The 23,336-nt window shown below is 28.1% G+C and carries 18 protein-coding genes; 5 read left to right on the top strand and 13 right to left on the bottom strand.

The annotated features are described in order from the left end of the window. Nucleotides 1-62 precede the first annotated feature (62 nt). The 5 genes from CLSA_RS07315 to aroD all read right to left on the bottom strand — a co-directional run bounded on the left by CLSA_RS07315 (nt 63) and on the right by aroD (nt 8,925). A complete protein-coding gene (locus CLSA_RS07315; protein WP_022744777.1) occupies nt 63-911 on the bottom strand; it encodes a DegV family protein in 849 nt (282 codons plus the stop codon). Between the two features lie 189 nt (nt 912-1,100). After that, nucleotides 1,101-5,315, bottom strand: coding sequence for an acyl-CoA dehydratase activase-related protein (locus tag CLSA_RS07310; protein WP_022744776.1), 4,215 nt, complete (start codon nt 5,313-5,315; stop codon nt 1,101-1,103). A 514-nt stretch (nt 5,316-5,829) separates the two neighbouring features. Then, nucleotides 5,830-6,732: a 3'-5' exoribonuclease YhaM family protein gene (locus CLSA_RS07305; protein WP_022744775.1), complete on the bottom strand. Its 903-nt coding sequence runs from the start codon at nt 6,730-6,732 to the stop codon at nt 5,830-5,832. A gap of 314 nt (nt 6,733-7,046) precedes the next feature. Continuing rightward, nucleotides 7,047-7,949: a chemotaxis protein gene (locus CLSA_RS07300; protein WP_022744774.1), complete on the bottom strand. Its 903-nt coding sequence runs from the start codon at nt 7,947-7,949 to the stop codon at nt 7,047-7,049. Between the two features lie 214 nt (nt 7,950-8,163). Continuing rightward, nucleotides 8,164-8,925, bottom strand: coding sequence for a type I 3-dehydroquinate dehydratase (gene aroD, locus CLSA_RS07295; protein ID WP_022744773.1), 762 nt, complete (start codon nt 8,923-8,925; stop codon nt 8,164-8,166). Between the two features lie 319 nt (nt 8,926-9,244). Between aroD and CLSA_RS07290 the strand changes: the two genes are divergently transcribed. Continuing rightward, nucleotides 9,245-10,126, top strand: coding sequence for a LysR family transcriptional regulator (locus CLSA_RS07290; protein WP_022744772.1), 882 nt, complete (start codon nt 9,245-9,247; stop codon nt 10,124-10,126). An 86-nt stretch (nt 10,127-10,212) separates the two neighbouring features. Here the strand turns inward: CLSA_RS07290 and CLSA_RS23065 are convergent, their stop codons facing one another. From CLSA_RS23065 to CLSA_RS07275, 4 genes are all read right to left on the bottom strand, one after another. After that, nucleotides 10,213-10,386 (bottom strand): hypothetical protein, encoded by a 174-nt coding sequence (locus tag CLSA_RS23065; RefSeq protein ID WP_022744771.1) that lies wholly within the window; start codon nt 10,384-10,386, stop codon nt 10,213-10,215. A gap of 202 nt (nt 10,387-10,588) precedes the next feature. Further along, nucleotides 10,589-11,425, bottom strand: coding sequence for a deoxyribonuclease IV (locus CLSA_RS07285; RefSeq protein WP_022744770.1), 837 nt, complete (start codon nt 11,423-11,425; stop codon nt 10,589-10,591). A 583-nt stretch (nt 11,426-12,008) separates the two neighbouring features. Next, nucleotides 12,009-13,394, bottom strand: coding sequence for a L,D-transpeptidase family protein (locus CLSA_RS07280; RefSeq protein WP_022744769.1), 1,386 nt, complete (start codon nt 13,392-13,394; stop codon nt 12,009-12,011). A 400-nt stretch (nt 13,395-13,794) separates the two neighbouring features. Continuing rightward, a complete protein-coding gene (locus CLSA_RS07275) occupies nt 13,795-15,198 on the bottom strand; it encodes a L,D-transpeptidase family protein (RefSeq protein ID WP_022744768.1) in 1,404 nt (467 codons plus the stop codon). A gap of 791 nt (nt 15,199-15,989) precedes the next feature. Here CLSA_RS07275 and CLSA_RS23400 point away from each other — a divergent pair. Then, nucleotides 15,990-16,139: a hypothetical protein gene (locus CLSA_RS23400; protein WP_022744767.1), complete on the top strand. Its 150-nt coding sequence runs from the start codon at nt 15,990-15,992 to the stop codon at nt 16,137-16,139. A 59-nt stretch (nt 16,140-16,198) separates the two neighbouring features. On the opposite strand, the gene CLSA_RS07270 is transcribed toward CLSA_RS23400, so the two are convergent. Then, nucleotides 16,199-16,729, bottom strand: coding sequence for a PadR family transcriptional regulator (locus tag CLSA_RS07270; protein WP_022744766.1), 531 nt, complete (start codon nt 16,727-16,729; stop codon nt 16,199-16,201). A gap of 279 nt (nt 16,730-17,008) precedes the next feature. Between CLSA_RS07270 and CLSA_RS07265 the strand changes: the two genes are divergently transcribed. Beyond that, nucleotides 17,009-17,764 (top strand): 3'-5' exonuclease, encoded by a 756-nt coding sequence (locus tag CLSA_RS07265; protein ID WP_022744765.1) that lies wholly within the window; start codon nt 17,009-17,011, stop codon nt 17,762-17,764. Nucleotides 17,765-17,863: 99 nt separating this feature from the next. Here CLSA_RS07265 and CLSA_RS23395 read toward each other — a convergent pair whose 3' ends face one another. Continuing rightward, the gene (locus CLSA_RS23395; protein WP_022744764.1) at nt 17,864-18,004 is read right to left on the bottom strand and encodes a hypothetical protein; all 141 of its coding nucleotides are present in this window, start codon (nt 18,002-18,004) and stop codon (nt 17,864-17,866) included. Between the two features lie 221 nt (nt 18,005-18,225). On the opposite strand from CLSA_RS23395, the gene CLSA_RS07260 reads away from it, so the two are divergent. Both CLSA_RS07260 and cooS read left to right on the top strand, forming a co-directional pair. Further along, nucleotides 18,226-18,639 (top strand): RrF2 family transcriptional regulator, encoded by a 414-nt coding sequence (locus CLSA_RS07260; protein ID WP_022744763.1) that lies wholly within the window; start codon nt 18,226-18,228, stop codon nt 18,637-18,639. A gap of 116 nt (nt 18,640-18,755) precedes the next feature. Next, nucleotides 18,756-20,630, top strand: a complete 1,875-nt coding sequence (gene cooS, locus CLSA_RS07255; RefSeq protein WP_022744762.1) for an anaerobic carbon-monoxide dehydrogenase catalytic subunit — start codon at nt 18,756-18,758, stop codon at nt 20,628-20,630. Between the two features lie 202 nt (nt 20,631-20,832). Here the strand turns inward: cooS and CLSA_RS07250 are convergent, their stop codons facing one another. Together CLSA_RS07250 and CLSA_RS07245 are read right to left on the bottom strand one after the other, a co-directional pair. After that, nucleotides 20,833-22,071 carry an IS256 family transposase gene (locus tag CLSA_RS07250; protein ID WP_022743471.1) on the bottom strand — a complete coding sequence of 413 codons (1,239 nt, stop codon included), beginning with the start codon at nt 22,069-22,071 and terminating at the stop codon, nt 20,833-20,835. 164 nt (nt 22,072-22,235) lie between these two features. Next, nucleotides 22,236-23,297 carry an iron-containing alcohol dehydrogenase family protein gene (locus CLSA_RS07245; RefSeq protein ID WP_041716167.1) on the bottom strand — a complete coding sequence of 354 codons (1,062 nt, stop codon included), beginning with the start codon at nt 23,295-23,297 and terminating at the stop codon, nt 22,236-22,238. Nucleotides 23,298-23,336: the final 39 nt, after the last annotated feature.

Genomic DNA, 23,336 nt, shown 5'->3' with positions numbered 1-23,336 from the left:
AAAATAACTTCTGAAATTTATATTTTTTAAATTTCAGAAGTTATATTTTTAGTGTTGAAAATTTAATCTACTTTTTCTATCACAATCCCTACAGATCCAGATCCTGTATTAACTCCAAGCGCTGGCCCTGTTATTCCTGCAACATTACATTCTACTAAATTAGGTAAATCTTTTATATTATCCATTAACCATTGAACCTTATCTGCTGCATTTCCATTTACAATCCAAACACTATGCTTACCTTTATCTAAATATCCTTTTAATATGCTGATTAATTTAGAAAGAGCTTGCTTTGATCCTCTGACCTTACCAATTCCCATAAAAGTTCCATCATCTGCTACAGTTATTATAGGTTTAAGATTCAAAAATTCACCGACAGTTCCAGCAACTGCCCCTATTCTACCACCTTTTTTTAAATATTCTAATGTATCCAATGCAAAATATGAATCTATCTTATCTCTAAATGTAGGTAAAACCTCGGTTATTTCTTTAAATGATTTTCCACTTCTTATCATTTCTGCCGTTTTAAGAACCATTATGCCTTGTGCCGCTGATAAAGTCTTCGTATCAAATACGAATGTTTCAATATCTTTAAAATCCTCACATACAATTCTTGCAGCATTATTAGTTCCTGAAAAAGCAGATGATATTGTTATTATAATCGCATGTGTACAGCCCTCTTCAACTGCCTGTTGCAGCGCATTTGTCATTTTTTCAATACTCGGTAATGATGTTTTAGGTATTTCATTTTCTAACCTTTCATACATCATATGTGGAGTTATTTCTATTCTATCATCATATTCTTTATCCTTATAAATAATTTTAAAAGGCAATAATTTAATATTATTTTTCTGCAATAATTCCATACTTATATCTGATGCACTATCCGTTAATAATGCTATTTTTTCCACATTAGTTCCTCCTTAAATAAGGCACATAAAAATAATAGCCCAAATATGCAACATGTATTTTGTGTAAGACAAGTAGACAATTTCATCTAAGAATTTCTATTAACCGAAATTATCAACGGAACATATCGCAAAATAAGCAAGCATATTGGTCTATTATTTTCTTGATTATGCCTAAATCTTATCTTCTAGTTATATCTTGTTAAAAGCACTGGCAAGCATAAGTTTAATTCTATTAGTTTGATTTACTTCACTTGAACCTGGATCATATTCTATTGTTACAATGTTTAAATTTTCATTTTGTTTCTTTAAAGCTTTAATTGTTCCTCTTGCAACAGCATGAGATGGTAAACATCCAAAAGGCTGCATGCAAACTACATTATCAACACCCCAACTACATAACTCCATGATTTCCCCAGGCAATTTCCATCCTTCGCCTGACTGATTACCAAGAGATAAGATTTTGCTAGCGTTATTAGCCAATTCATCTATTGTTTCGGTAACATAAAAAATTCCACTTTTCTTAAGTGCATCCAAATATACCTTTTGATATTTTTCAATAAAGCTTATAGTAAGCTGTCCTTTTATTTTATTTATATATTTGCCATCCAAATGCTTATGATTAAATATTTGATTTTTAGCACTAGCTAAAAATAATGATAATAAATCATTATGAACAACTTCAACGCCTTCTCCTTCTAGCATGTGTACTATATTATTATTAGCAATTGGATTGAACTTAACAAGTAGTTCTCCAACCAATCCAACTTTAGGTTTGTCCATCTCTATTCTTGGTAAATTTTCAAATTCCTTAATAATTCTAATAATTATATTTCTAAAATTTTTCTTAATAGGTTCTTTGAATGATTCTCTACAAATTTCGGACCACTTTTTATAAAGTTCATCTGCACTTCCCTTTACTTTTTCATATGGTCTAACCCTATGAAGAACTTTACTTAATAAATCTCCATAAATAACTCCAACTATGGATTTCTTCAATAAATCAAAATTCATTCCCTCTAATCCATTAGCTTTCTTTAATCCAGCAAGACTTAAAGATAAAACTGGTATATTATTGAATCCAGCTTCCTTTAATCCCTTTTCTAACACCTTAACATAATTTGTAAATCTGCATTGTCCCTCTGTCTGCGCTAACAATATACTGGTATTATTCAAATCATATTCCCCAGATTTTAACGCATCTATAAGTTGACCTATAACTACTATTGCTGGATAACAAATATCATTATTAACATATTTTAAACCTTCCTCAATAGCATTATTATCATTTTGTAGAATAACAAGATTATACCCACTTTCGTTAAATACAGCTTCTAACATATTAAAATGTATTGGTGAAAATTGTGGTACTATTATAGTTCCTTTTTTACCTGGATTTATATAGTTATTGCTTTCTTCCAATTCTTTTCTAACTCTTACGAAATTATTGTTTTCTCTTTCTTGAATAGCTGCTTTTAGTGATCTTAATCTTATTCTTGCAGCTCCTAAATTACTTCCTTCATCTATTTTAATATTAGTATATATTTTTGAAGCACTATGTAATATTTCCGAAACCTGATCTGTAGTTATTGAGTCTAGTCCACAACCAAATGACGTTAATTGCACTAGTTCTATATCATCTCTATCTAATATGTAACTTGATGCTCTATACAATCTTGAATGATATGCCCATTGGTCAACTATATTAAGTTCCCCTTGTACTTTTCCTAAATGAGCTATGGAATCCTCTGTAAAAACTGCCATTCCTAAACTGTTAATAAGTTTTGGCATACCATGATTTATCTCTGGATCTACATGATATGGTCTCCCGCTAAGCAATATTCCTTTAATGTTATGTTGCTTTATATAATTCAAAGTTTCTATACCTTTATTTCTTATATCATTTTTAAATTCTTCTTGAACTTCCCAAGCCTTATCTATACCATTATTAATTTCCTTTTGTGAAATTCCAAACCCGCCTAACACTTCTTTTAATCTCTTTTTAAGCTTTGATTTATCTGCTATAGGCAAAAATGGATTCATAAAATTTACATTATTTGATTTTATAGATTCTAAATTATTTTTTATAACTTCTGCATAAGAAGTAACTACAGGACAATTAAAAGTATTTGTAACATTTTCAAATTCCATTTTTTCATTAAGTATACATGGATAAAAGATATTTTTAATTCCCTTCTCAATTAAATCTTCAACATGTCCATGAACCATTTTAGCAGGATAACATGCTGTTTCTGATACTATTGATGTTAATCCTTTTTCATATATTTTCTTAGAAGATTTAGATGATAATTCTACTCTAAAACCTAATTCAGTAAACAATGTAAACCATAACGGATAATTTTCATATATATTTAATACTCTTGGTATCCCGATTATCCCTCTTTTAGCTTCCTTTTCTTTTAAAGGTACATAACTAAATAATCTATTATATTTATATTCATAAAGATTTGGAATTTCCTCTTTATTTTTGTCCATACCAAGTGGTGCATCACACTTATTTCCAGCAATAAATCGGTTTCCATTCTCAAATTTATTAACTGTTAACAAACAATTATTTGAGCATTTTCCACACCTAACTGTTGTAGATTTCATTTGAACTTTATCTACATTTTCTTTTTTAACTAAAGAAGTTTGATAACCTTCTTCATATCTTTCTTTAGCCAAAAGTGCAGCACCAAAAGCGCCCATAAGCCCTGATATATTGGGTCTAACAACTTGACGTTTTGACAATAATTCAAAACTTCTAAGTACTGCTTCATTATAAAATGTTCCACCTTGAACAACTATATTATTTCCAAGTTCATCTGGATTTCTAAGTTTTATAACTTTATATAATGAATTTTTAACAACAGAATACGCAAGACCTGCTGCTATGTCATCTACTTCAAAACCTTCCTTCTGAGCTTGTTTTACCTTTGAATTCATAAAAACAGTACACTTCGATCCAAGATCTACTGGTGATTTTGCAAATATAGCTTTCTTTGCAAAATCCTTTATATCAAGACCTAAAGATTTTGCAAAAGTTTGTAAAAATGATCCACATCCTGCTGAACAAGCTTCATTAAGAGTAATACTTTGAATAGTTCCATCCTCTATTCTCAAGCATTTCATATCCTGCCCACCTATATCTAATATAAAATCAACATCATTACAAAAGAATTTTGCTGCTTTGTAATGAGCTACTGTTTCTATTTCACCTATATCTATTCCAAATGCTTCTTTTAATAAAGCTTCTCCATATCCTGTTACACCAGAATTGATAATTTTGGTATCTTTAGGCAACTTTTCATAAATTTCTTTTAAAATTTCTACTGCTGTATTTACTGGATTTCCTTTATTACTAGCGTAATACGAATAAAGTATTTCTCCTTGTTCATTTATAAGTGTAGCCTTAGTTGTTGTTGATCCAGCATCAATTCCCAAAAAGCAATTTCCTTTAGCATCTTCAATATTTGCTTCTTTAACCACACTCTTACCATGTCTACTTTTAAATTCCTCATATTCTTGTGCATTTTTAAAAAGTGGATCTAGACTATTAGCCTTTTCTTCTTCCCTATTCTTAGCTTCTTCCAATTTTTCTAAAATGTTTTCATAGTTTGTACTCTTCTTAGTATCACAACTTAAAGCTGCACCTAAGGCAACATAAAGTTCTGAATCCTCTGGAAAAATAACTTCTTCCTCTTTTAATTCAAGCACTTCTATAAATCTTTTTCTAAGCTCTGAAAGAAAAGTTAATGGTCCTCCTAAAAATGCTACTTTTCCTAATATAGGCCTTCCACACGCTAAAACACTTATAGTTTGTACCACTACTGCATGAAATATAGACATTGCTATATCTGCTTTCTTAGCACCTTCATTAATAAGAGGTTGCACATCTGTCTTAGCAAATACCCCACATCTAGCTGCTATTGGATATATATTCTCATATTCCTTTGCTACTTCATTTAGTCTGCTAGCATCCATATTTAAAAGTGCTGCCATTTGGTCTATAAAAGCACCAGTTCCACCAGCACATGTTCCATTCATTCTTTGTTCAACGCCGCCGTTTAAATAAGTTATCTTTGCGTCCTCTCCCCCTAATTCTATAACTACATCAGTATCAGGATTTTGCTTTTGTATAGCCTTAGTACTTGCTATGACTTCTTGTATAAACTCTACATTTAACTTTTCTGCTAAGCTCAATCCTCCCGAACCTGATATTGAAACAGCTAATTTGCTATCTTTTACAAATTCTTTTGCATCCTCTAAACAACCTTTAAAAGCATTTCTTATATCTGCTAAATGCCTTCTATATGTTTTATATATTATGTTTTCCTGTCCACCCACAACAACCATTTTTATAGTTGTTGAGCCAATGTCTATTCCTACTCTTAATAATTTGTTCATATATCTCTCCCATAAGTAAAGTAATCTTAAAAATTAAATTTTTTCTTTTGTTTATAATTAGTTAACTTAGGCACAATCAAATAAATAACAAGTCGATGTGGCAAAAATGTTCTTGTATGCAGCATAGCTGCTTTTCTTTAATGTGCATATTTTCCATCATCATACGTCGGCAAAATGCAATAATAGACTCACTATGTTGACACTTTACCTCCTTGTCTGATGAAAAATATTCATGACAGCTTTGGACTTGTTATTTATTTTCATATGCCTTAAGAGAATTATTTTATTAACTATAAAGCATTATACCATATATTATATATACTTAATCAAAAGTATTTAAGTTTTTGCTAAACATTTTTACTACTTTTTGATCAGTCACAAAAAACAGATATAATAAAAATCTATAATATAAAATTCATTTAATGCTTAATCATGATATTGCTATTCAAATTTATCAATTATTAAGGAATAATAAAAAAGCAAAGGAAATAATCCTTTGTTTTTTTATTAATTGTTATAAATATAATTTACTTTCAATTGTCCTATCATATTCTGACCATGTCCCTATCTCTGTCTTATCCTTTAATCTAGAGATTTTATTCATAGTCGCATCTATTGAATCAGCATAATTAAGTATAAATGCTTCTTCCATTTTCATTTCTCTTGGGGATCCATATTCAAGCTTTCCATGATGTTGTACAATGCAACCTTTTATTCTTGTAACAAAATCTTCAGAATAAAATGATGGATTTTTTCTAATGGCTTCATCTAACATCTCAACCCCTATAACAATATGCCCTTCCATTTCTCCCCTAAGAGTATACTTAAACGGACCATTATAATATAATTCATAAATCTTACCAATATCATGGAGCTTTGCTGCAAGTATTGTTGTTTCTGTTCTTCTACATTCATATCGTTTACAAAGAATAGCGGCTAAATACATAACATTTAAAGTATGTTCTGCAAGACCTCCTATATAATTATGATGCATGGATACTCCACCTATACCCTTTTTAAATTTTTCTAAAAATTCTTCATTTTTAAAGAAATAATCATTTAGTGCTTTGGCTTCTCTTGAAATTATATATTTGTTTGTATATAATTCAATTTCATCCATAATCTCTTCGATCGGCCTGTTTACAGTTCTAAGATAATCTTCTATTTGATATTCTGAAATAAATTCATATTTCTGTACTTCTAAATTTCCATCTTTAATTCCTTCAATTTCTAAAACCCGCCCTTCTACAATATCTCCTTTTTTATTTGGTATATTGGCTTTTATTTCTCCACTCTTATCTCCTAAAATACATACAATCTTACTAAGATCCTTAAATATTATTTTCATCACCATTAACGATATTTTTATAGTTTTTCCACTTTTTAAATCACATAAAAATGTTACTTTTTTACTCATATTTCCCTCCAAATAAAATTTAATTTACAAACATATTATGTGTAAAAACTACTTATAAAATAATAATTCAACTTATCTTTATAATATAAAAAATTTATGTGCCATTCTTCATTATCAATTTTTTAACTTTTCAGAATTAATTTATATACATCAATAGTATTAAGCCTAGATAAAATCAGATTTTCATTTATTAAAAATATTACAATTTCTTCATATTAGAATAAAGCAAAAAATAAGTCACTTTAAAATTACTATATAACAATTTTAAAGTGACTTATTTTTTATACATGTATTATTATTTGATTATTAATTATCTACATATTTAATAACTTATCTATGGTATCAACAAGCTCTTCTACCTCTGGCTTGCTTAATTGTGCATCAGCCTTAACAGATTCGCCTTTATGCCTTAATTCATTTGTAATTAATGATGAAAATATTACAACTGGTAACTTTTTCAATATAGGATCTTCTTTTATCTTTCTTGTAAGTGTAAGCCCATCCATTTGTGGCATTTCTATATCTGTTATTAGCATTTGTGCATCTTGATCAAAATCTTCGCCTTTTGATTCCTTTAATTCATTCAGAAAATCTAATGCTTGTTGCCCATTATCAAAAATTCTTAAGTTTTTAAATCCAGCTTTTGTAAGAGTTTCTTTTAGAAGTCTTCTGATTAAAGCAGAATCATCGGCTAAAACTAACTTTATATTTGATCTATCTTTATACTCTACTTTTACAAGTCTATCTTCACTTATTCCAGCACTTGGACAAATATCTGTGACAATCTTTTCAAAATCAAGCATAATTAGTACTTTACCGCCTAAAAGTATATTTCCGACAGATAATGAATTATCTGATAAATCATCTGGCTTTCTTATTTCATTCCATTTAATACGATGAACTCCTACTACATCATCAATGCTAAATGCAACTTTAACTTTATTAAATTCACAAATTATAACTTTAGAACCTACATTTCCTCTCATTTGTTTTGTTATAATATATTTTAAATCAACTAGTGTAAGAATCTCATCTCTGCATAATATAAGTCCAGCTATTTCAGGCTTAGGATCTGGTAATTTAGTTACCCCATTAGTTGGCATTCCTATTATTTCCTTCACCTTTACTACGTTAATTGCATAATGATTTCCATTTACAACAAACTCAATTATTTCTAATTCTCCAGTACCTGATTCTAATAATATATTATCATTCATAATATCTACCCCTTACTTAAAGTTTATATAATACAATTAATATAGTATTCTAACATATTAATTCATTTTTCCTTAAAATAATTCCACTTTTTCACCATATTTTTTTATAAAATTCCCACTAAGAACACTTAGTGGGTTTTAATAACATTTTTTATCAATTATATTATAACTTTTAAATAAGCAAATGTATAGTAATTTATCCTTTTTTATCAGATTATTTACTTCTATGTAATAATTGAAGTACAGAATATAAATCTTCTACTCCTATTTGTCCTGGCGCAGATGCTTTTTTAGCTGCTCCAAATGTTAATACAGATCCAAAAAATTCTCCAGCTAGTCTACTTATAACACCCATTCCTGCCATTGACATAGTTATTATAGGCTTCTCTGGATACTTTTGCTTCATTTCATTTGTAGCACATAATAAAGTTAAAACATCAGCTTCATTTTGTGGCATTACTGCTATTTTAGGTAAATCTGCATTTAATTCAGTCATTTTACTTAATCTAGAAACAATCTCTTCTTTAGCTGGTGTCTTAAAGAAATCATGATTTGACATTACAACTTTAACTCCATTATTATGAGCAGTTTCTACTACTTCATTAACAAATTCATTTCCTGTGAATAATTCAACATCAACTAAATCTATTAATTTAGTCTTAGCTATTTCGCAATTTAATTTAACATAATATTCAGTAGATACTTCTCTTTCTCCTCCTTCTTTTTTACTTCTAAATGTAAATAATACAGGAGTGTTTCCAAGAACTTCAACTAATTCCTTAAGTATTTCTTTTACTTTTTCTATATCTTCAACATTTTCGTAAAAGTCTACACGCCATTCTACTAGATCTAATTTAATTCCTTTTAAACTTTTTGCTTCTTCTATTAACTCTGCGTTTGTTCCCCCAACTATTGGTACACAAATCTTAGGTATTCCTTCTCCGATTTTTATGCCTTTAACTTCTACTACGTTCATGTTATATCCCTCCACTAAATGTTTTGAAAAATTTATTTATTATATAACTTTTCGTTAAATATATAACAAATAACTTTATAATAAATAACAATTCTTTTATGTTTTTATTATAAATGCCAATACAGAAATAATCTAATAAATATTTTATATATTATTAATAGAATTATTGTATGAGTTATTTAAATAATATTGATGTATTATAATATTGTTTAAATAATATTCACAATATTTCAAATATAATTATCATTTGTTATTTTTTATACATTCTAATATCTAAACATTTATGTTATTATATTTTACATGTAAGGAGGCTTATAGTATGAATTTAAATCAACTTTATTACTTCAAAACTGTGGCCAAGCTTGAACATTACGGCAAAGCATCAGAAGTACTTAATATCTCTCAGCCTAGTTTGAGCTATGCAATATCTTCATTAGAAGATGAATTAGGTACATATTTATTTGAAAAGCAAGGAAGAAATATAGTTATAACTAAATACGGAAAAGTTTTTCTAAAATATGTAGAGGATTCTCTTGAACAGTTAGAACTTGGAAAAAAAAAGATAAAGCAATTAACTAATGCTGCTTATGGACAAATTGATATTTCATTTATATATACCTTAGCACCAGATTTCATTCCAAAAACTGTGAGAAATTTTTTAAATGTAAGTGAAAATAAAGATATTACATTTACATTTAATCAAGGTATTACTTCAGAAATTATTACTGGATTAAAAGAAGAAAAGTATGATGTTGGATTTTGCTCATATGTAAAAGATGAATCCGATATTGAATTTATACCTATTATAGAACAAGAATTGGTTGCAATTGTTCCAACTGATCATGAATTAGTAAATCGTACCTCTATTGATCTATCAGAAATTGCAAACTTTCCTATTATTACATATAGCCGAAATACTGGATTGGGGCAAGTAACTCTAGATCTATTCGAAAGAATTAATGTTAGTCCAAATATAGTTTATGAAGCAGAAGAAGAAAGTGCAATTGCAGGTCTTGTTTCTCACAACTTCGGAATTGCTATAGTAGAAAATATTCCATTAATTAAGCAATTTGATGTAAAGTCTATTCCTATTTCAAATCCAAAATATAAAAGACATATTTATCTTGCATATGTAAAAAATAAGTTTTTACCACCAGCTGTGCGTAAATTTATTAATTTTTTTCACCCTATACATTTCTAATTCATTTTAGGCATATAAAAGAAAATAACATGTAAACTAGTATTCTTATTTGTTACTTTTTTAATATGCCTAAAGAAATATTTTTTTTAATATATTGACAGCATAGAAATTCCATCACAAACACATTTAAGTCCACATTCATCACAACTTCTAATAATCCCTTCTTCTTTTAATGAGCATTTCTTCTTATCCTCTAATATAGAATCTGTTTTTACTAAATCAATATAATTTTTGTCACAACTCCTTGTTTCTACATTCATTCTACATCAACTCCTAATTGTTCCTTATTAATAAAATATATCCAATTCTATTAATATAATTCATTAAGAATAGATGTCTTTTTTGTTAATTTATATTTAATTATTTTTTAGAAATTAGCCATTAAATTATTTTATAGATAAAAACCTTATAACTTAAACTTATGCTATGGTTAACAGAAATAAAGATCATTTATTTCTGTTACTAAAAATTTTGATACATAGTTCTCAATAACTCAATTTCTTTTGCATGCCCCTCAAGTTCATTAGGTGTCTCAATAAAAAATGGTAACTCCCTCAAACTTGGATGATTTATAATTCTGGAAATAGCCTCAATCCCAATAAACCCTTCTCCAATAGTTTCGTGCCTATCTTTATGACTTTCAAATGGATTCTTACTATCATTTAAATGTATTGCACGTAACTTTTCAATTCCAATTATTTTATCAAATTCCTCTAATACACCATCTAAATTGCTTACAATATCATATCCTGCATCATAAACATGACATGTATCAAGACATACTCCCATATGCTCCTTTAAATCAACTCTTCTAAGAATTTCTGCTAATTCTTCAAAGTTTCTACCTACTTCAGTACCTTTACCTGACATAGTTTCTAATAAAACTGTTGTTGTTTGTTCAGGTTTTAGAATAGTGTTTAATGCTTCTACAATATAATTAATTCCAATTTCAACTCCTTGTTTTACGTGGCTTCCTGGATGAAAATTATATAAATTATTTGGAACATACTCCATTCGATTTAAATCATCGCTCATTATTTCTATTGCAAAATTCCTATTTTTCTCATCTGCTGAACAAGCATTCAATGTATATGGCGCATGAGCAAGTATACGTCCAAAATTATTCTGTTTTGCTAATTTTAAAAAAGCTTTGACATCTTCTTTATCTATATCTTTAGCTTTGCTTCCTCTTGGATTACGGGTAAAAAATTGAAAAGTATTAGCATCAATTTTAAGTGCATCCATTCCCATATTTTCAAATCCCTTAGAAGATGATAAATGACATCCTATAGTTAACATATGTATTTCCTCCATTCTTATATTAGGCACATTCAAAAAAATAACGTGTCCATTTGCCAGCCTATTTACCATAATGATACGTCGGCAAATTTACCTAATAGGCTGCTCCTATTTACCTGATGAAAAATATTCACGGCAAATTAGACTTATTATTTATTTTCGCGTGCCTTAATACTCTTATTATTAGCATATTTTATATAATACATCAATTAATAAATACTATTAATTAATAACTCAAACTTCTTTTTCTTCAATATCAACATATTTTATAATCAAATTCACTTAATTTTCTTTCAAATTAAAATATATTAGTTTCTTGTTAAGTTTAATTTAACACCACTAAAGGATTATCATTTATCAACGTTAATTTAATGTTCCTAATTTTTAATACATATCCAAAAAAATAGAAATAGAGATCATGCTTTTCAGTAACTGAATAAATGCATGATCTCTGTTTAGGTTAACTATCGCATAACTTTAAGTTATAAGTTATTTATCTATATCAATGTACTAATTTTGTATTTTTAAGTAACCACTTTTAAATATATTTTTATAAATCATTAATTAAATTATATAGATAGTATTATTCATAATAACAAACTATTGGAGTTCCTTCATCAATACTCTGATATACTGATTGTGCTAAAGAATATGGTGAATTTACGCATCCATGAGAACCGCTTGTCCTATAAATATTTCCTCCAAATACTGAACGCCAATTTGCATCATGTATTCCTATTCCTCCATTAAATGGCATCCAATAACTTACTGGAGAACTATAGCCTTGTCCTTTTAATGTAGCATTTCTTTCCTTATAATTCAACTTATAAACGCCTGCTGGTGTTCCACAACCTCCGCTTACATTACCTGTAACAACTGGTCCATCTGTAACAAGAGATCCATTTTTGTAAAACCACAAATGTTGTCTAGTCATATTAATTTCTACATAAGTATTTCCTATATCATTCAGATCATGAGATATTCCTTTTTGAGAATATATTGGCTCTTTTGTTGTAGATTTTTTGTCTTTTATGAGCGAAATTAAATCTTTTACTTCCTCAGATTTGTTTATTTCCCAACCATAAGTTCCTCCACTAACTTTTATTTTTAATCCTGCTGTTGTAACAAAATCTCTTGGCTTACCAACTGTATTATAATTACTAGCCAATGTATCTACATACTTTTTAACTTCCTTTTCATCAAATGTAACTCCAAGATCATCATCCACTTGAAGCCAGTTATTTATTGTAGCTCCATTTAGAACTTCTGTTTTGTCACCAAAATTATAAGTAATTGTTGTATTAACATAATCATTAAGAAGATTTTTAGTATCAATAGCTTCCTTAGATTTTGATGTATACTTAGGATTTTCATAACAATTAGCCGACTCTAAATTTATAGCCTTCTCTCCATTACTAATTGCATTTTTAATACTCTGATATAAAGCATCCTTATTGATTTTATTTCCATAAACTTCATCCACAATTTCATAACCTTTATCTGTGTATTTAAAACTAACATTTTTAGGTTCAACTGTATTATTATCAAGACAAGAAAGTTTATCTACAGATTTTTTTAGTAAGTTCTCATTATAATTAACTATATCAGATGATTTAGAATCTTTAGATGTAAAAATTCCTGGAATCCATGCAAAAGGCTTCTGCTTATCTTTAAAAGATTGGATTTTCCCATCTAAGTTATATTTTAGATCAATGTCATTTCCATTAATTTGTTCTGCCTCTCCCCCCCTTTCTTCTAATTTTAAGGAATACGAATCTATTTCTGATGATATTTGTTCATCTGCCTGCTCCACTGTTCTTCCTGAAACATTAAAACAATTAATTGTAGAGCCAAAGTAAAAATGATTGATAAAAAATATTGATATCCAAAAATATATACCAATCAAAGTACAAAGTGAAATGATAATGCCTACTAATAGCTTGCTACATTGATTTTTTGATATTTCCATAATAATTGTTATCCCCCTATATTAGAACTAAGATTTAATAAAACACATACTTTTCAAAAACAAGCAATATAATCTATATTCTTATATTATATATTTTTTTGAATTTTTTTCCAATTGTTTTTTGCTCTATATTATAAAAAGTTATTTAAAAATTTATTTTTGCTTTAAAAGAACTTTGTTACCAAACTTAAGTTTTATTGATACTGCCAGTTTTCGTTTTGTTAAAAAGTAAAGTTTACGATAAAAATATTTTTTTAAGTTCTAATCACCGCTAACCACCTGAATAGCATGTAATTTTTGGGGCTAAAGCACAAAAAACCTCTATAATACTTAATTCTAAGTATTATAGAGGTCAAAACTAATAAATATAAATTTTTAAGATACGAGATGTTTAATTTTATTACTCATTATAGCAAACTACTGGAGTTCCTGCTTCAATATTATCAAATATCTTATGTGCTAATTCAACTGGTAAATTTACACAACCATGAGAACCACTTGTTAGATAAGTGCTTCCTCCGAACTCGTTTGGACTTCTCCAACTTGCATCATGAAGACCAACATTCCCATTAAAAGGCATCCAATAAGTAACCGGTGAACTATAGTCTTCACCCTTTAATGTAGCATTTTTCTCTTTATAATTCAATGCATATGTCCCTGGTGGAGTAGCTAATTTTAAACTTACATTTCCTGAAACACATGGTCCATCTGTAACTAATGATCCATTTTTATAAAACCATACATGCTGTTTTGTAAAATTAACTTCTACATACGTATTTCCAATATCATTCTTATCACTAGATACTGCTTTTTGAGCATATATTGGTTCTTTTGTAGTAGATTGTCCACTTTTTATAGTTTCAATTAAATCCTTTGTTTCTTTAGTTGAATCAATCAACCATCCATAGTCACCACCACTAACCTTAACTTTACTTCCAGATGTTGTAGTGAAATCTCTTGTCTTTCCAAATGTATTAAACGTACTACCTAATTTAGTAGATACATATTTCTTGACTTTCTTTTCATCAAACGCAACTTGCATATCATCATCAACACTAAGCCAATTATGTATTGCCGATCCATCTACAACCTCCTTATTGTTTCCAGAAGCATAAGTAATTGTTACATTTGTATATTTATCAAGGGTGTTTTTAGCATCAGTAACTTCTTGAGAATCTGCAGTATATTTAGGCTTTTTATAACAATCACTTGAATCTAAGTCTAATGTAGTATCTTCCTTTACAATCGCGTCTGATACCTTTTGCTTTAACACTTCTTTATCTATTTTATTTCCATAAACTTCGTTTACTATCTTATAACCACCATCTCCATATTCAAAGCTAGCGTCTTTAGATTCAACTACGTTTTTACTATTAATACCTGGTAAACCATTTAAAACCTTATTTAATAATTGCTCATCATAACTAATTAATTCAGTAGTTTCATTGTTCTTTTTACCAAATACTCCTGAAATCCATCCTAAAGGATTTTGATTATCCTTTAAACTTTTAATTTTACTTTCTCCATCCTGACTATATTTCACGTCAATATCCGAACCTTTAATCTGTTCTTTTACATCACCTTTTTCTTGTAATTCCAATGAATAATTTTGAATTTCAGATGACATTTTTTCATTTACTTCTTCTACTGTTTTTCCTGAAACATTCATGGAATTAATTGTAGAACCAAGATAAAAATGTTTAATAAAATATGCTGATATACCTAAATATATGGCAGCCAAACAACAAAGAAACATTATAATTCCTAATGCAACTTTACTGCGCTTGCTTTTGTGTCCTTCCATAAAAATTACTCCCCTCCTGTATTATTATACATACTATTTTTGTGTAATTTGTAACTATATTATATATTGTATATCATCTAATGGTATTTAGTATTTAAACATTAACCACATTGTTGTTTGTAGAATTGACTGGAGAAAATTAATATAATATCATCAAATATTAAGACTAACAGCTTTATTATCATTAACTGCTAGTCTTCATAGTTATAGGAACAATGTACTATTTATTAATTTCTAAATTCATTAATGAAAATTTAGTGTTTTTTAAATACATAGTTTTTTATTTTTAGATTCCTTATTAATGTCCTAGTCAAGTATTTATTAAATATTTTCACTTACTAATAATCATCATAACTAATTATAACAACTAATTCATATTAATTAAATAATATCTTAATTATTTCTTCACCATATTCCGTACAATATTATAATACCATGTATTATAATATCAAAAATTCCTAACTTTTGCCACACAATATTACATATTTTTTTATATACCTATCCATAATAAATAATAAAAAATGTATACAATATTTGTAACAATTCAACCTTAATTTTAAATGCTCTGTGTCTTAATATTTGCAATAATTATTTATTATTAATATCTTTGATAATACAAAGAGTATGTATTATATATTTTATCTAAAAATTTCATATATATTTTTGCGTAAATAAATTTTTCCTATTGAAAAATTCATTAATATTTATTATAGATTATAACATGAATAGTTTTATTTTTTAATGGCAAAATACTATTGACTAATATAAACATTAATTAGGAGGAGATTTCTATGAATGAAAATCAAAACATTTCTTCACATGATGTTGCAAAAAAAATGATTATTGAAGGTGAATCTTTAGATAAAATTAGAGAAGTAACCCATTTAAGGTTAAAAGATTTGAAAAGGATTCAAAAAAATGAAATAAATCCTCATTTTTAATAATGTGTAAAAACAGTAGGTGAAATTAATCTCCTACTGTTTTTACTTGACCATAATATTTATTTATAGTTAATATTTGAATTTTGTTTAATGCATTTATCTAACCATAAGATATCCGTTTCTAAAAAAGCTATGGTTCTTTCAAATAGAGCTTTTCTTTCTTCTGATCTTACAACATTAAGTTGTTCATTATTTAAATTTTCTTTTCTTTCAATTAAACTTTCTTTATGTTTTGTTAATGCTTCAGTCAACTCATCTTTACTTAATAGATAAGAAAAGATGAATCCTATTTTAAAATCATTTGGATTGGATTTGTATTCACTTATCATCTTTTTTATATTTTCTTTAACAATTTTTTTTGATTCATCTTTAATTGAATAAACTCTCTTGCTTGATGATCCATTACCTTTTTCAAGTCTTGAAACAATATAATCACAATGTTCCAATTTATTCAATGCATTATATATAGATGAAAATCCTATATGTGTCCACATCCTCATTTTTTCTTTTTCAATTATTTGTTCAAATTCATAACCGTGACAATCCTTGTCATATAGTAAAGCTAAAAGTATAATTTCAATCTGAGTCATCCCTTACTCCTTTGTTTTAATATTTATAGTTTTAATTATATATGCCTATAATATTATCTATCGTTATTAATTATACTTTCTTAACTTATGTATATAAAATAATCATATTTATTGTTTATGTAATCTAATTGATTGATTTATTTATTGATCTATGATAATTTTATATATAGATTATAAAGCAGAATATTTTTAAGATCATGTCAGTTATATTAAAAATCTATTCTAATAATTAGCTAACATAATCTTAATATACCTATATCTTTTAAAGCAGGTGACGCTATGAACTACATAATATATGATCTAGAATTCAACCAAAGACCTTCAGTTCTTACAAATATTGATAGTAATAATATTTCTAAATTGCCTTTTGAAATTATTCAAATTGGAGCTTTAAAGCTTAATAAAAATCTTGATACAATTTCTACATTTAATGCTCTAATTAAACCAACATTATATAAAACTATTCATCCCTTTGTGGAAGATCTTACTAAAATAACAACTGAGCAAGTAAATTCATGCGATACTTTTCCTGAAGTTTATAAAAACTTTCTTAATTTTATTGGTAGTGAAGAAATAACATTCTGTATTTGGGGTTCAGCAGATATTAAAGAACTCATAAAAAATATTAAATTTCATAATTTATCCACCTCATCAATATCAAAAAAATATATTGATGTTCAAAATTACGTTTCTAAGCATTTTAATGCTCCAAATGGAACTAAAATAGGCTTAAAAAATGCAGTTGAACTTTTTAATATAGCAACTAAAACTGAATTTCATGATGCTTTTAATGATGCTTTTTACACTGCAGAAGTTTTCAAGAAAATTTATAATCATAACATAGTTTCCAAAACTTATGAGTCTTTTCCATCCAGGAGACTTCACCAACCTAAAGAAAAAATTGATACAAATGCTTTAATTTTTCAATTTGAAAAAATGTATAATCGCAAAATGACAAAAGATGAAATATCCATAATAAAAACTGCTTATATGATGGGTAAAACTAAACAATTTATAAAAAATGAGAGTGAATAATAAACAAACTTTATTATTTACTCTCATTTTTATATTTTATAATTAAAACAATTTAATATATAATTAAATAACTTTAACTTAATTCTAAGATTGATCTATTCACTTTCTTTTTGCTTTTGTTACATTTTCTTCACTAAGATGTGTTTCTTCTAATATCTCTCCCATTCCGCACCCTTTATCAAGCATACTCTTTGCTTTTTCCATAGCCTTTTCATGCTCACCTTTTTTTAATTTCTCCATTAAAATCTCCTCCTTTAACTTATACTAAATTCTAAAATTTAGTATTTCACAAAGCACAATTTTTATTCATTTATTGGAGTAAAAGAGTTTACTAATCTTTGTATTTTTCAATATAGATATAATAAACTTTTTACGGAAACATACACAAATTATTGACAAAATTTCTAAATTATATTATCATATTTTATACCAAGCAGGTATACTTTAAGGAGTAAAAAATTATGAATATAAATCAAGAATCCGATTACGCATTTAGAATAATACTTATGCTTTCAAAAGAAGGTTTAGATAATAAATTAGATGCTAAATCATTAGCAGAGCAAGGAAATATTCCTCTTAGATTTTTATTAAAGCTAACACGAAAGCTCACTCAAGCAGGAATAGTAAAATCATATAGAGGCGTTAATGGTGGATATGCTATAACAAAAGAACCTAAGGATATAACTTTAAAAGATGTGGTTGAAGCTATACAAGGTCCTATTATAGTGAATCGATGTATCTATGACAAAGAAGCTTGCAGCGCTAACAAAGCAAGTCATTGCTCGATACATAAAGCCTTATGTAATGTTCAAAATACATTGTTAGATGAATTAAAAAAAGTAACCTTTGAGCAGCTAAAAAATGATCCTTGGTAATCTTTTAGATTAATTACAATATAATAGGCGAAAGCCTTTTATATTTGCCCAATAGTATACCAAAATAGTATAGTTAAAAATTAATATACAACTTTAAATATAAGGAGAAGATTAATATGTCAATGTGTACATCAGCAGATTGTAAATTATGCGAATTTTTATCATCAAAAGAGGAAATTGAAACATCTTTTAATAGAGTTGATACCCAAAAAGCAAAATGTAAGTTTGGAAAAGAAGGAGTTTGCTGCAAACTTTGCTCAAATGGTCCTTGTAAAATAACGCCTAAGTCACCAAGAGGAATTTGTGGTGCAGATGCAGATACTATAGTATCAAGAAACTTTTTAAGAGCTATAGCAGCTGGTTCTGCATGCTATCTTCATGTAGTAGAAAATACAGCTAGAAACTTAAAAAACATTGGAGAAGGAAAAGGTAATGTTAAAATAAAAAGCCCACAAACATTAAATCAATTAGCAGAAATTTTTGATATTACAGAATCAGATATAAACCAAAAAGCGATAAAAGTAGCAGATGCAGTTTTAGCTGATTTATATAAACCACGATTTGAAAAAATGGAATTAGTAAAAAAATTAGCTTATGCTCCAAGATATAAAAGATGGGAAGAATTAAATATACTACCTGGTGGTGCTAAATCAGAAGTTTTTGATGCTATAGTAAAAACATCAACAAATCTAAATAGCGATCCTGTAGACATGCTATTTAATGCATTGGGACTTGGAGTTGCTACAGGAATATATGGCTTAATGCTTACTAACCTATTAAATGATGTTATTCTTGGTGTACCAACGATTAGACAAGCAAGAGTAGGTTTCAGAGTAATAGATGAAGACTACATAAACATAATGATAACTGGACATCAACATTCTCATATTTCACATCTTCAAGATAGATTAATCGATGAAGATGTAAAGAAAAAAGCAATTAATGCTGGTGCAAAAGGTTTTAGATTAGTCGGATGTACATGTGTTGGTCAAGATTTACAATTAAGAGGTGAACATTACACTGAAGTGTTCTCTGGACATGCTGGAAATAACTATACAAGTGAAGCTGTTCTTGCAACAGGTGGTATAGATTTGATAGTATCAGAATTTAACTGTACAATACCAGGTCTTGAGCCAATAGCAGAACAATTTAAAGTAAAAACAATTTGTATAGATGATGTAGCTAAGAAAAAAAATGCTAAATATATAAATTTTGATATGGACAATGCAGAGGAAATAAGTGAAAAAATTATATCTGAAGCATTAGAAAGTTATAAAAATAGAAGAAATGATATTACTATAGATATTCCTAAAGACCATGGTTATGATGATGTTGTAACAGGAGTTAGCGAAGGATCGTTAAAAGAATTCCTAGGTGGTAATTGGAAAGGTCTTATCGATTTGATAGCTCAAGGAAAAATTAAAGGAATAGCTGGTGTAGTTGGCTGTTCTAACTTAACTGCAAAGGGTCATGACGTATTTACTGTAGAACTTACTAAAGAATTAATAAAAAGAAATATCTTAGTTCTTTCAGCTGGTTGTTCTTCAGGAGGTCTTGAAAATGTAGGACTTATGTCTCCTGGTGCTGCTGAACTTGCAGGTGATAACTTAAAAGAAGTATGTAAAGCATTAGGAATACCACCAGTGTTAAATTTTGGTCCTTGTCTTGCAATTGGAAGATTAGAAATGGTTGCAACTGAACTTGCAGAAAATTTAGGTATAGATATACCTCAACTTCCACTTGTATTATCAGCTCCTCAATGGCTTGAAGAACAAGCATTAGCTGATGCTGCTTTTGGATTATCACTTGGTCTACCATTACACGTTGCTATATCCCCATTTATAGATGGAAGTCCGGTTGTAACTAAAGTCTTAAAAGAAGATTTAGTGGATATAACAGGTGGTAAACTTATAGTTGAAGATGATGTAATTAAAGCTGCTGATGAATTAGAAAAAATTATTGCAAACAGAAGAGCTGAAATGAATATCTAAAAATATATCAATTCAAAAAGATAAGGGACTCTAGATAATTTTGTGTTATTAGTATATTTGTTATTTAAATATTACTGGAAATTTTATGGTCCAGTAATATTTTTTTATTTTTAGTAAATGCTAAAAATATGTTTTATATCCATTTATAGTATTAGTGAAAAATCAGATATTATACATAAAGTTTAGCAAAAAGTACAAGCTATTAAGCTAATTCATCATTTAATTGTTCTTCAAATACTATTGATAATTCTGCTAAAGTACGACCCCAATTTGGTGTTGGTTGAGTCCACTTTTCTATAATTTCCATAGTAGCTAGATAAACACATTTACTTAAAGATTCATCGGTTGGAAATACAGTTCTTGATTTAGTATACTTACGTATTTGTCTGTTAAATCCTTCAAGCGTATTAGTTGTATATATCATTTTTCTTATTTCAGGAGAGAAAGTGAAGAATGTTGATAGGTGACTCCAATTGTTATACCACGAATCTATTACAATAGCATATTTATCTCCCCACTTATCCTTTAAATTATCGAGCTGCGCTAGCGCAAGTTCCTCAGTTGAAGCCTTATAAACACATTTTAAATCTTTAATAAATTCTTTCTTATCTTTTGATGCTATATACTTAACTGAGTTTCTTATTTGGTGAACAATACATGTTTGAATGTTAACTGATGGAAATACAGTTTTAATGGCTTCTGGTAACCCCTTTAATCCGTCCATACATGCTATAAGGATTTCTCGTACGCCTCTATTTTTAAGATCAGTGCATATCTTTAACCAAAACTTAGCACCCTCAGCTTCATCTACCCAACTTCCTAAAATTTCTTTGTATCCTTGCATGTTGTATCCTAAGCATATATAAACAGCTTTATTCATAATCTTTCCATTGCTTCGCACCTTGAAATACATAGCATCCAAATACACTATTGGATAAACTTTATCTAGTGATCTATTTTGCCACTCAACAGCACTTTCCATAACTTTATCTGTAATTCTAGATACCATAGAAGGTGATATTGTTATTCCATATAAGTCCTCTATTTCTGCTTGAATATCACTTGTGGTCATTCCTTTTGCGTAAAGAGAAATCACCTTTTTATCTAATTCTGTACACACAGTTTCGTATTTCTTTATAATTTGTGGCTCAAATTCAGCATTCCTATCTCTTGGTACGTCTAAATCGACGTCACCGAAGGAACTTCTAAGATTTTTGGTACTATATCCATTTCGATAATTCTTTTTTGTAGAATCATTAGTTTCTGCTCTTTGATATTTATTTCTTCCAAGGTGTTCTTCCATTTCACCTTCTAAAATATTTTCTAACACATCTTTAACTAATCTTTGAATTAAACCATTTTTACCCATGACATCATCGATAGTCTTACATTTCTTTACCTCAGCTTTGTAATCAAAGTCATCATCAATTGGTTTTGACATACATATTCCTCCTTTATTCTTTATGTATATTATTCCAAAACTACCAACTGATTATGTAAAAAAACAGTAGATAGTTTTGTTTTTTACACAAAACTATCTACTGTCCCAAAGATAACCATTATAAATTCTTAGTGGTTATCTTTTAATTTCTTTACAAGTTATTTTTATACTAATATATAATTTAAAATTTCATCTTCATCAATAATTTTTTTAGCAAGAATTCTATTTTCTTCAACATGAATATAAGTATATCTATTAGGTTTTATTGAAGGTGCAATATCTATAGCCTTTTTGAAATCCTCTTTTCTCATTTTTAGAGTTTTAACATACTCAAAAAAGCCAGTTTCTCTTAATACTTTTGAAATTCTTTCAACTCTATGATTTTGTACCTTAGACATAATATAAGTTGCTATTCCAACTTGTATACCATGAAGCTCTGGTTTTTCAAGAAATTTATCCAAAGCATGCGAAATTAAATGTTCAGAACCTGATGCTGGTGAACTATCCCCTGCTATTTCCATAGATATACCATTTAACGTTAGTGAATCCACTAGTTCTTTTAGAAACAAATCATCTTTTATTGTTTTAAATTCAGTTCTTACAAAGCTATTCACTGATTTTTTTGAAATCATTTTTGCAAAATCATCAATAATTATCTTCCCATGTTCCTCTTCAAAATTCCAATCATGTAATGCAGTTATATTTGATATTAAATCTCCAACTCCTGAAAATATAAATTTCTCAGGAGCTCCTTTAATGACATCAATATCTATGATTATGCCATGTGGTGTTTTAGCTGGAAGAGACATACGTCTGCCACTTACTAAAAGAGATGCACCTGGACTTGAAAACCCATCATTAGAAGTTGAAGTTGGGATACTAATAAATGGCAGCTTTTTTAAAAAACTCATATATTTTACTGCATCTATAGCTTTTCCGCCACCAACTCCAATTAAAGCCTCTACATCATTTGATATTTCAAACGCTTTTATGCTTATTTCTTCAAAGTTTATATCTTTTATAATTTCTGTTTTTGAAATTTCAATAACAGCTTCTTTTAATGAATTTTCTATAGAATCTCCAAATAATTCTTTTATGCCTTCTCCAAAGCATATTAAAACTTTTTTAAAATTAGACTTTTTAATTAAATTTCCTACATTATTAATATTTCCTTTTCCCACCTCTAGAATTGATGGAATCGCTATTCTATGAATCAAAGTTTTCATGTTATCACTCCCCGTATATATTAATGCCGTCTTAATCTC

The sequence above is a fragment of the Clostridium saccharobutylicum DSM 13864 genome, assembly GCF_000473995.1.
GTDB lineage: Bacteria > Bacillota > Clostridia > Clostridiales > Clostridiaceae > Clostridium > Clostridium saccharobutylicum.
The sequence above is the reverse complement of the archived record's forward strand: the minus strand, read 5'-3'. Positions and strand labels throughout refer to the sequence as shown.

Excerpts from the sequence above, each read along its gene's own strand:
- CLSA_RS23400 (WP_022744767.1), top strand. The coding sequence starts at position 15,990 with ATGAATGAAAATCAAAACATTTCTTCACATGATGTTGCAAAAAAAATG.
- aroD (WP_022744773.1), bottom strand. The coding sequence starts at position 8,925 with ATGAACGTAGTAGAAGTTAAAGGCATAAAAATCGGAGAAGGAATACCT.
- CLSA_RS07260 (WP_022744763.1), top strand. The coding sequence starts at position 18,226 with ATGAATATAAATCAAGAATCCGATTACGCATTTAGAATAATACTTATG.
- CLSA_RS07290 (WP_022744772.1), top strand. The coding sequence starts at position 9,245 with ATGAATTTAAATCAACTTTATTACTTCAAAACTGTGGCCAAGCTTGAA.
- CLSA_RS07280 (WP_022744769.1), bottom strand. The coding sequence starts at position 13,394 with ATGGAAATATCAAAAAATCAATGTAGCAAGCTATTAGTAGGCATTATC.
- CLSA_RS07300 (WP_022744774.1), bottom strand. The coding sequence starts at position 7,949 with ATGAATGATAATATATTATTAGAATCAGGTACTGGAGAATTAGAAATA.
- CLSA_RS07310 (WP_022744776.1), bottom strand. The coding sequence starts at position 5,315 with ATGAACAAATTATTAAGAGTAGGAATAGACATTGGCTCAACAACTATA.
- CLSA_RS23395 (WP_022744764.1), bottom strand. The coding sequence starts at position 18,004 with ATGGAGAAATTAAAAAAAGGTGAGCATGAAAAGGCTATGGAAAAAGCA.
- CLSA_RS07250 (WP_022743471.1), bottom strand. The coding sequence starts at position 22,071 with ATGTCAAAACCAATTGATGATGACTTTGATTACAAAGCTGAGGTAAAG.
- CLSA_RS23065 (WP_022744771.1), bottom strand. The coding sequence starts at position 10,386 with ATGAATGTAGAAACAAGGAGTTGTGACAAAAATTATATTGATTTAGTA.
- CLSA_RS07265 (WP_022744765.1), top strand. The coding sequence starts at position 17,009 with ATGAACTACATAATATATGATCTAGAATTCAACCAAAGACCTTCAGTT.
- cooS (WP_022744762.1), top strand. The coding sequence starts at position 18,756 with ATGTCAATGTGTACATCAGCAGATTGTAAATTATGCGAATTTTTATCA.
- CLSA_RS07245 (WP_041716167.1), bottom strand. The coding sequence starts at position 23,297 with ATGAAAACTTTGATTCATAGAATAGCGATTCCATCAATTCTAGAGGTG.
- CLSA_RS07275 (WP_022744768.1), bottom strand. The coding sequence starts at position 15,198 with ATGGAAGGACACAAAAGCAAGCGCAGTAAAGTTGCATTAGGAATTATA.
- CLSA_RS07270 (WP_022744766.1), bottom strand. The coding sequence starts at position 16,729 with ATGACTCAGATTGAAATTATACTTTTAGCTTTACTATATGACAAGGAT.
- CLSA_RS07285 (WP_022744770.1), bottom strand. The coding sequence starts at position 11,425 with ATGTTAACTATAGGATGTCATTTATCATCTTCTAAGGGATTTGAAAAT.
- CLSA_RS07305 (WP_022744775.1), bottom strand. The coding sequence starts at position 6,732 with ATGAGTAAAAAAGTAACATTTTTATGTGATTTAAAAAGTGGAAAAACT.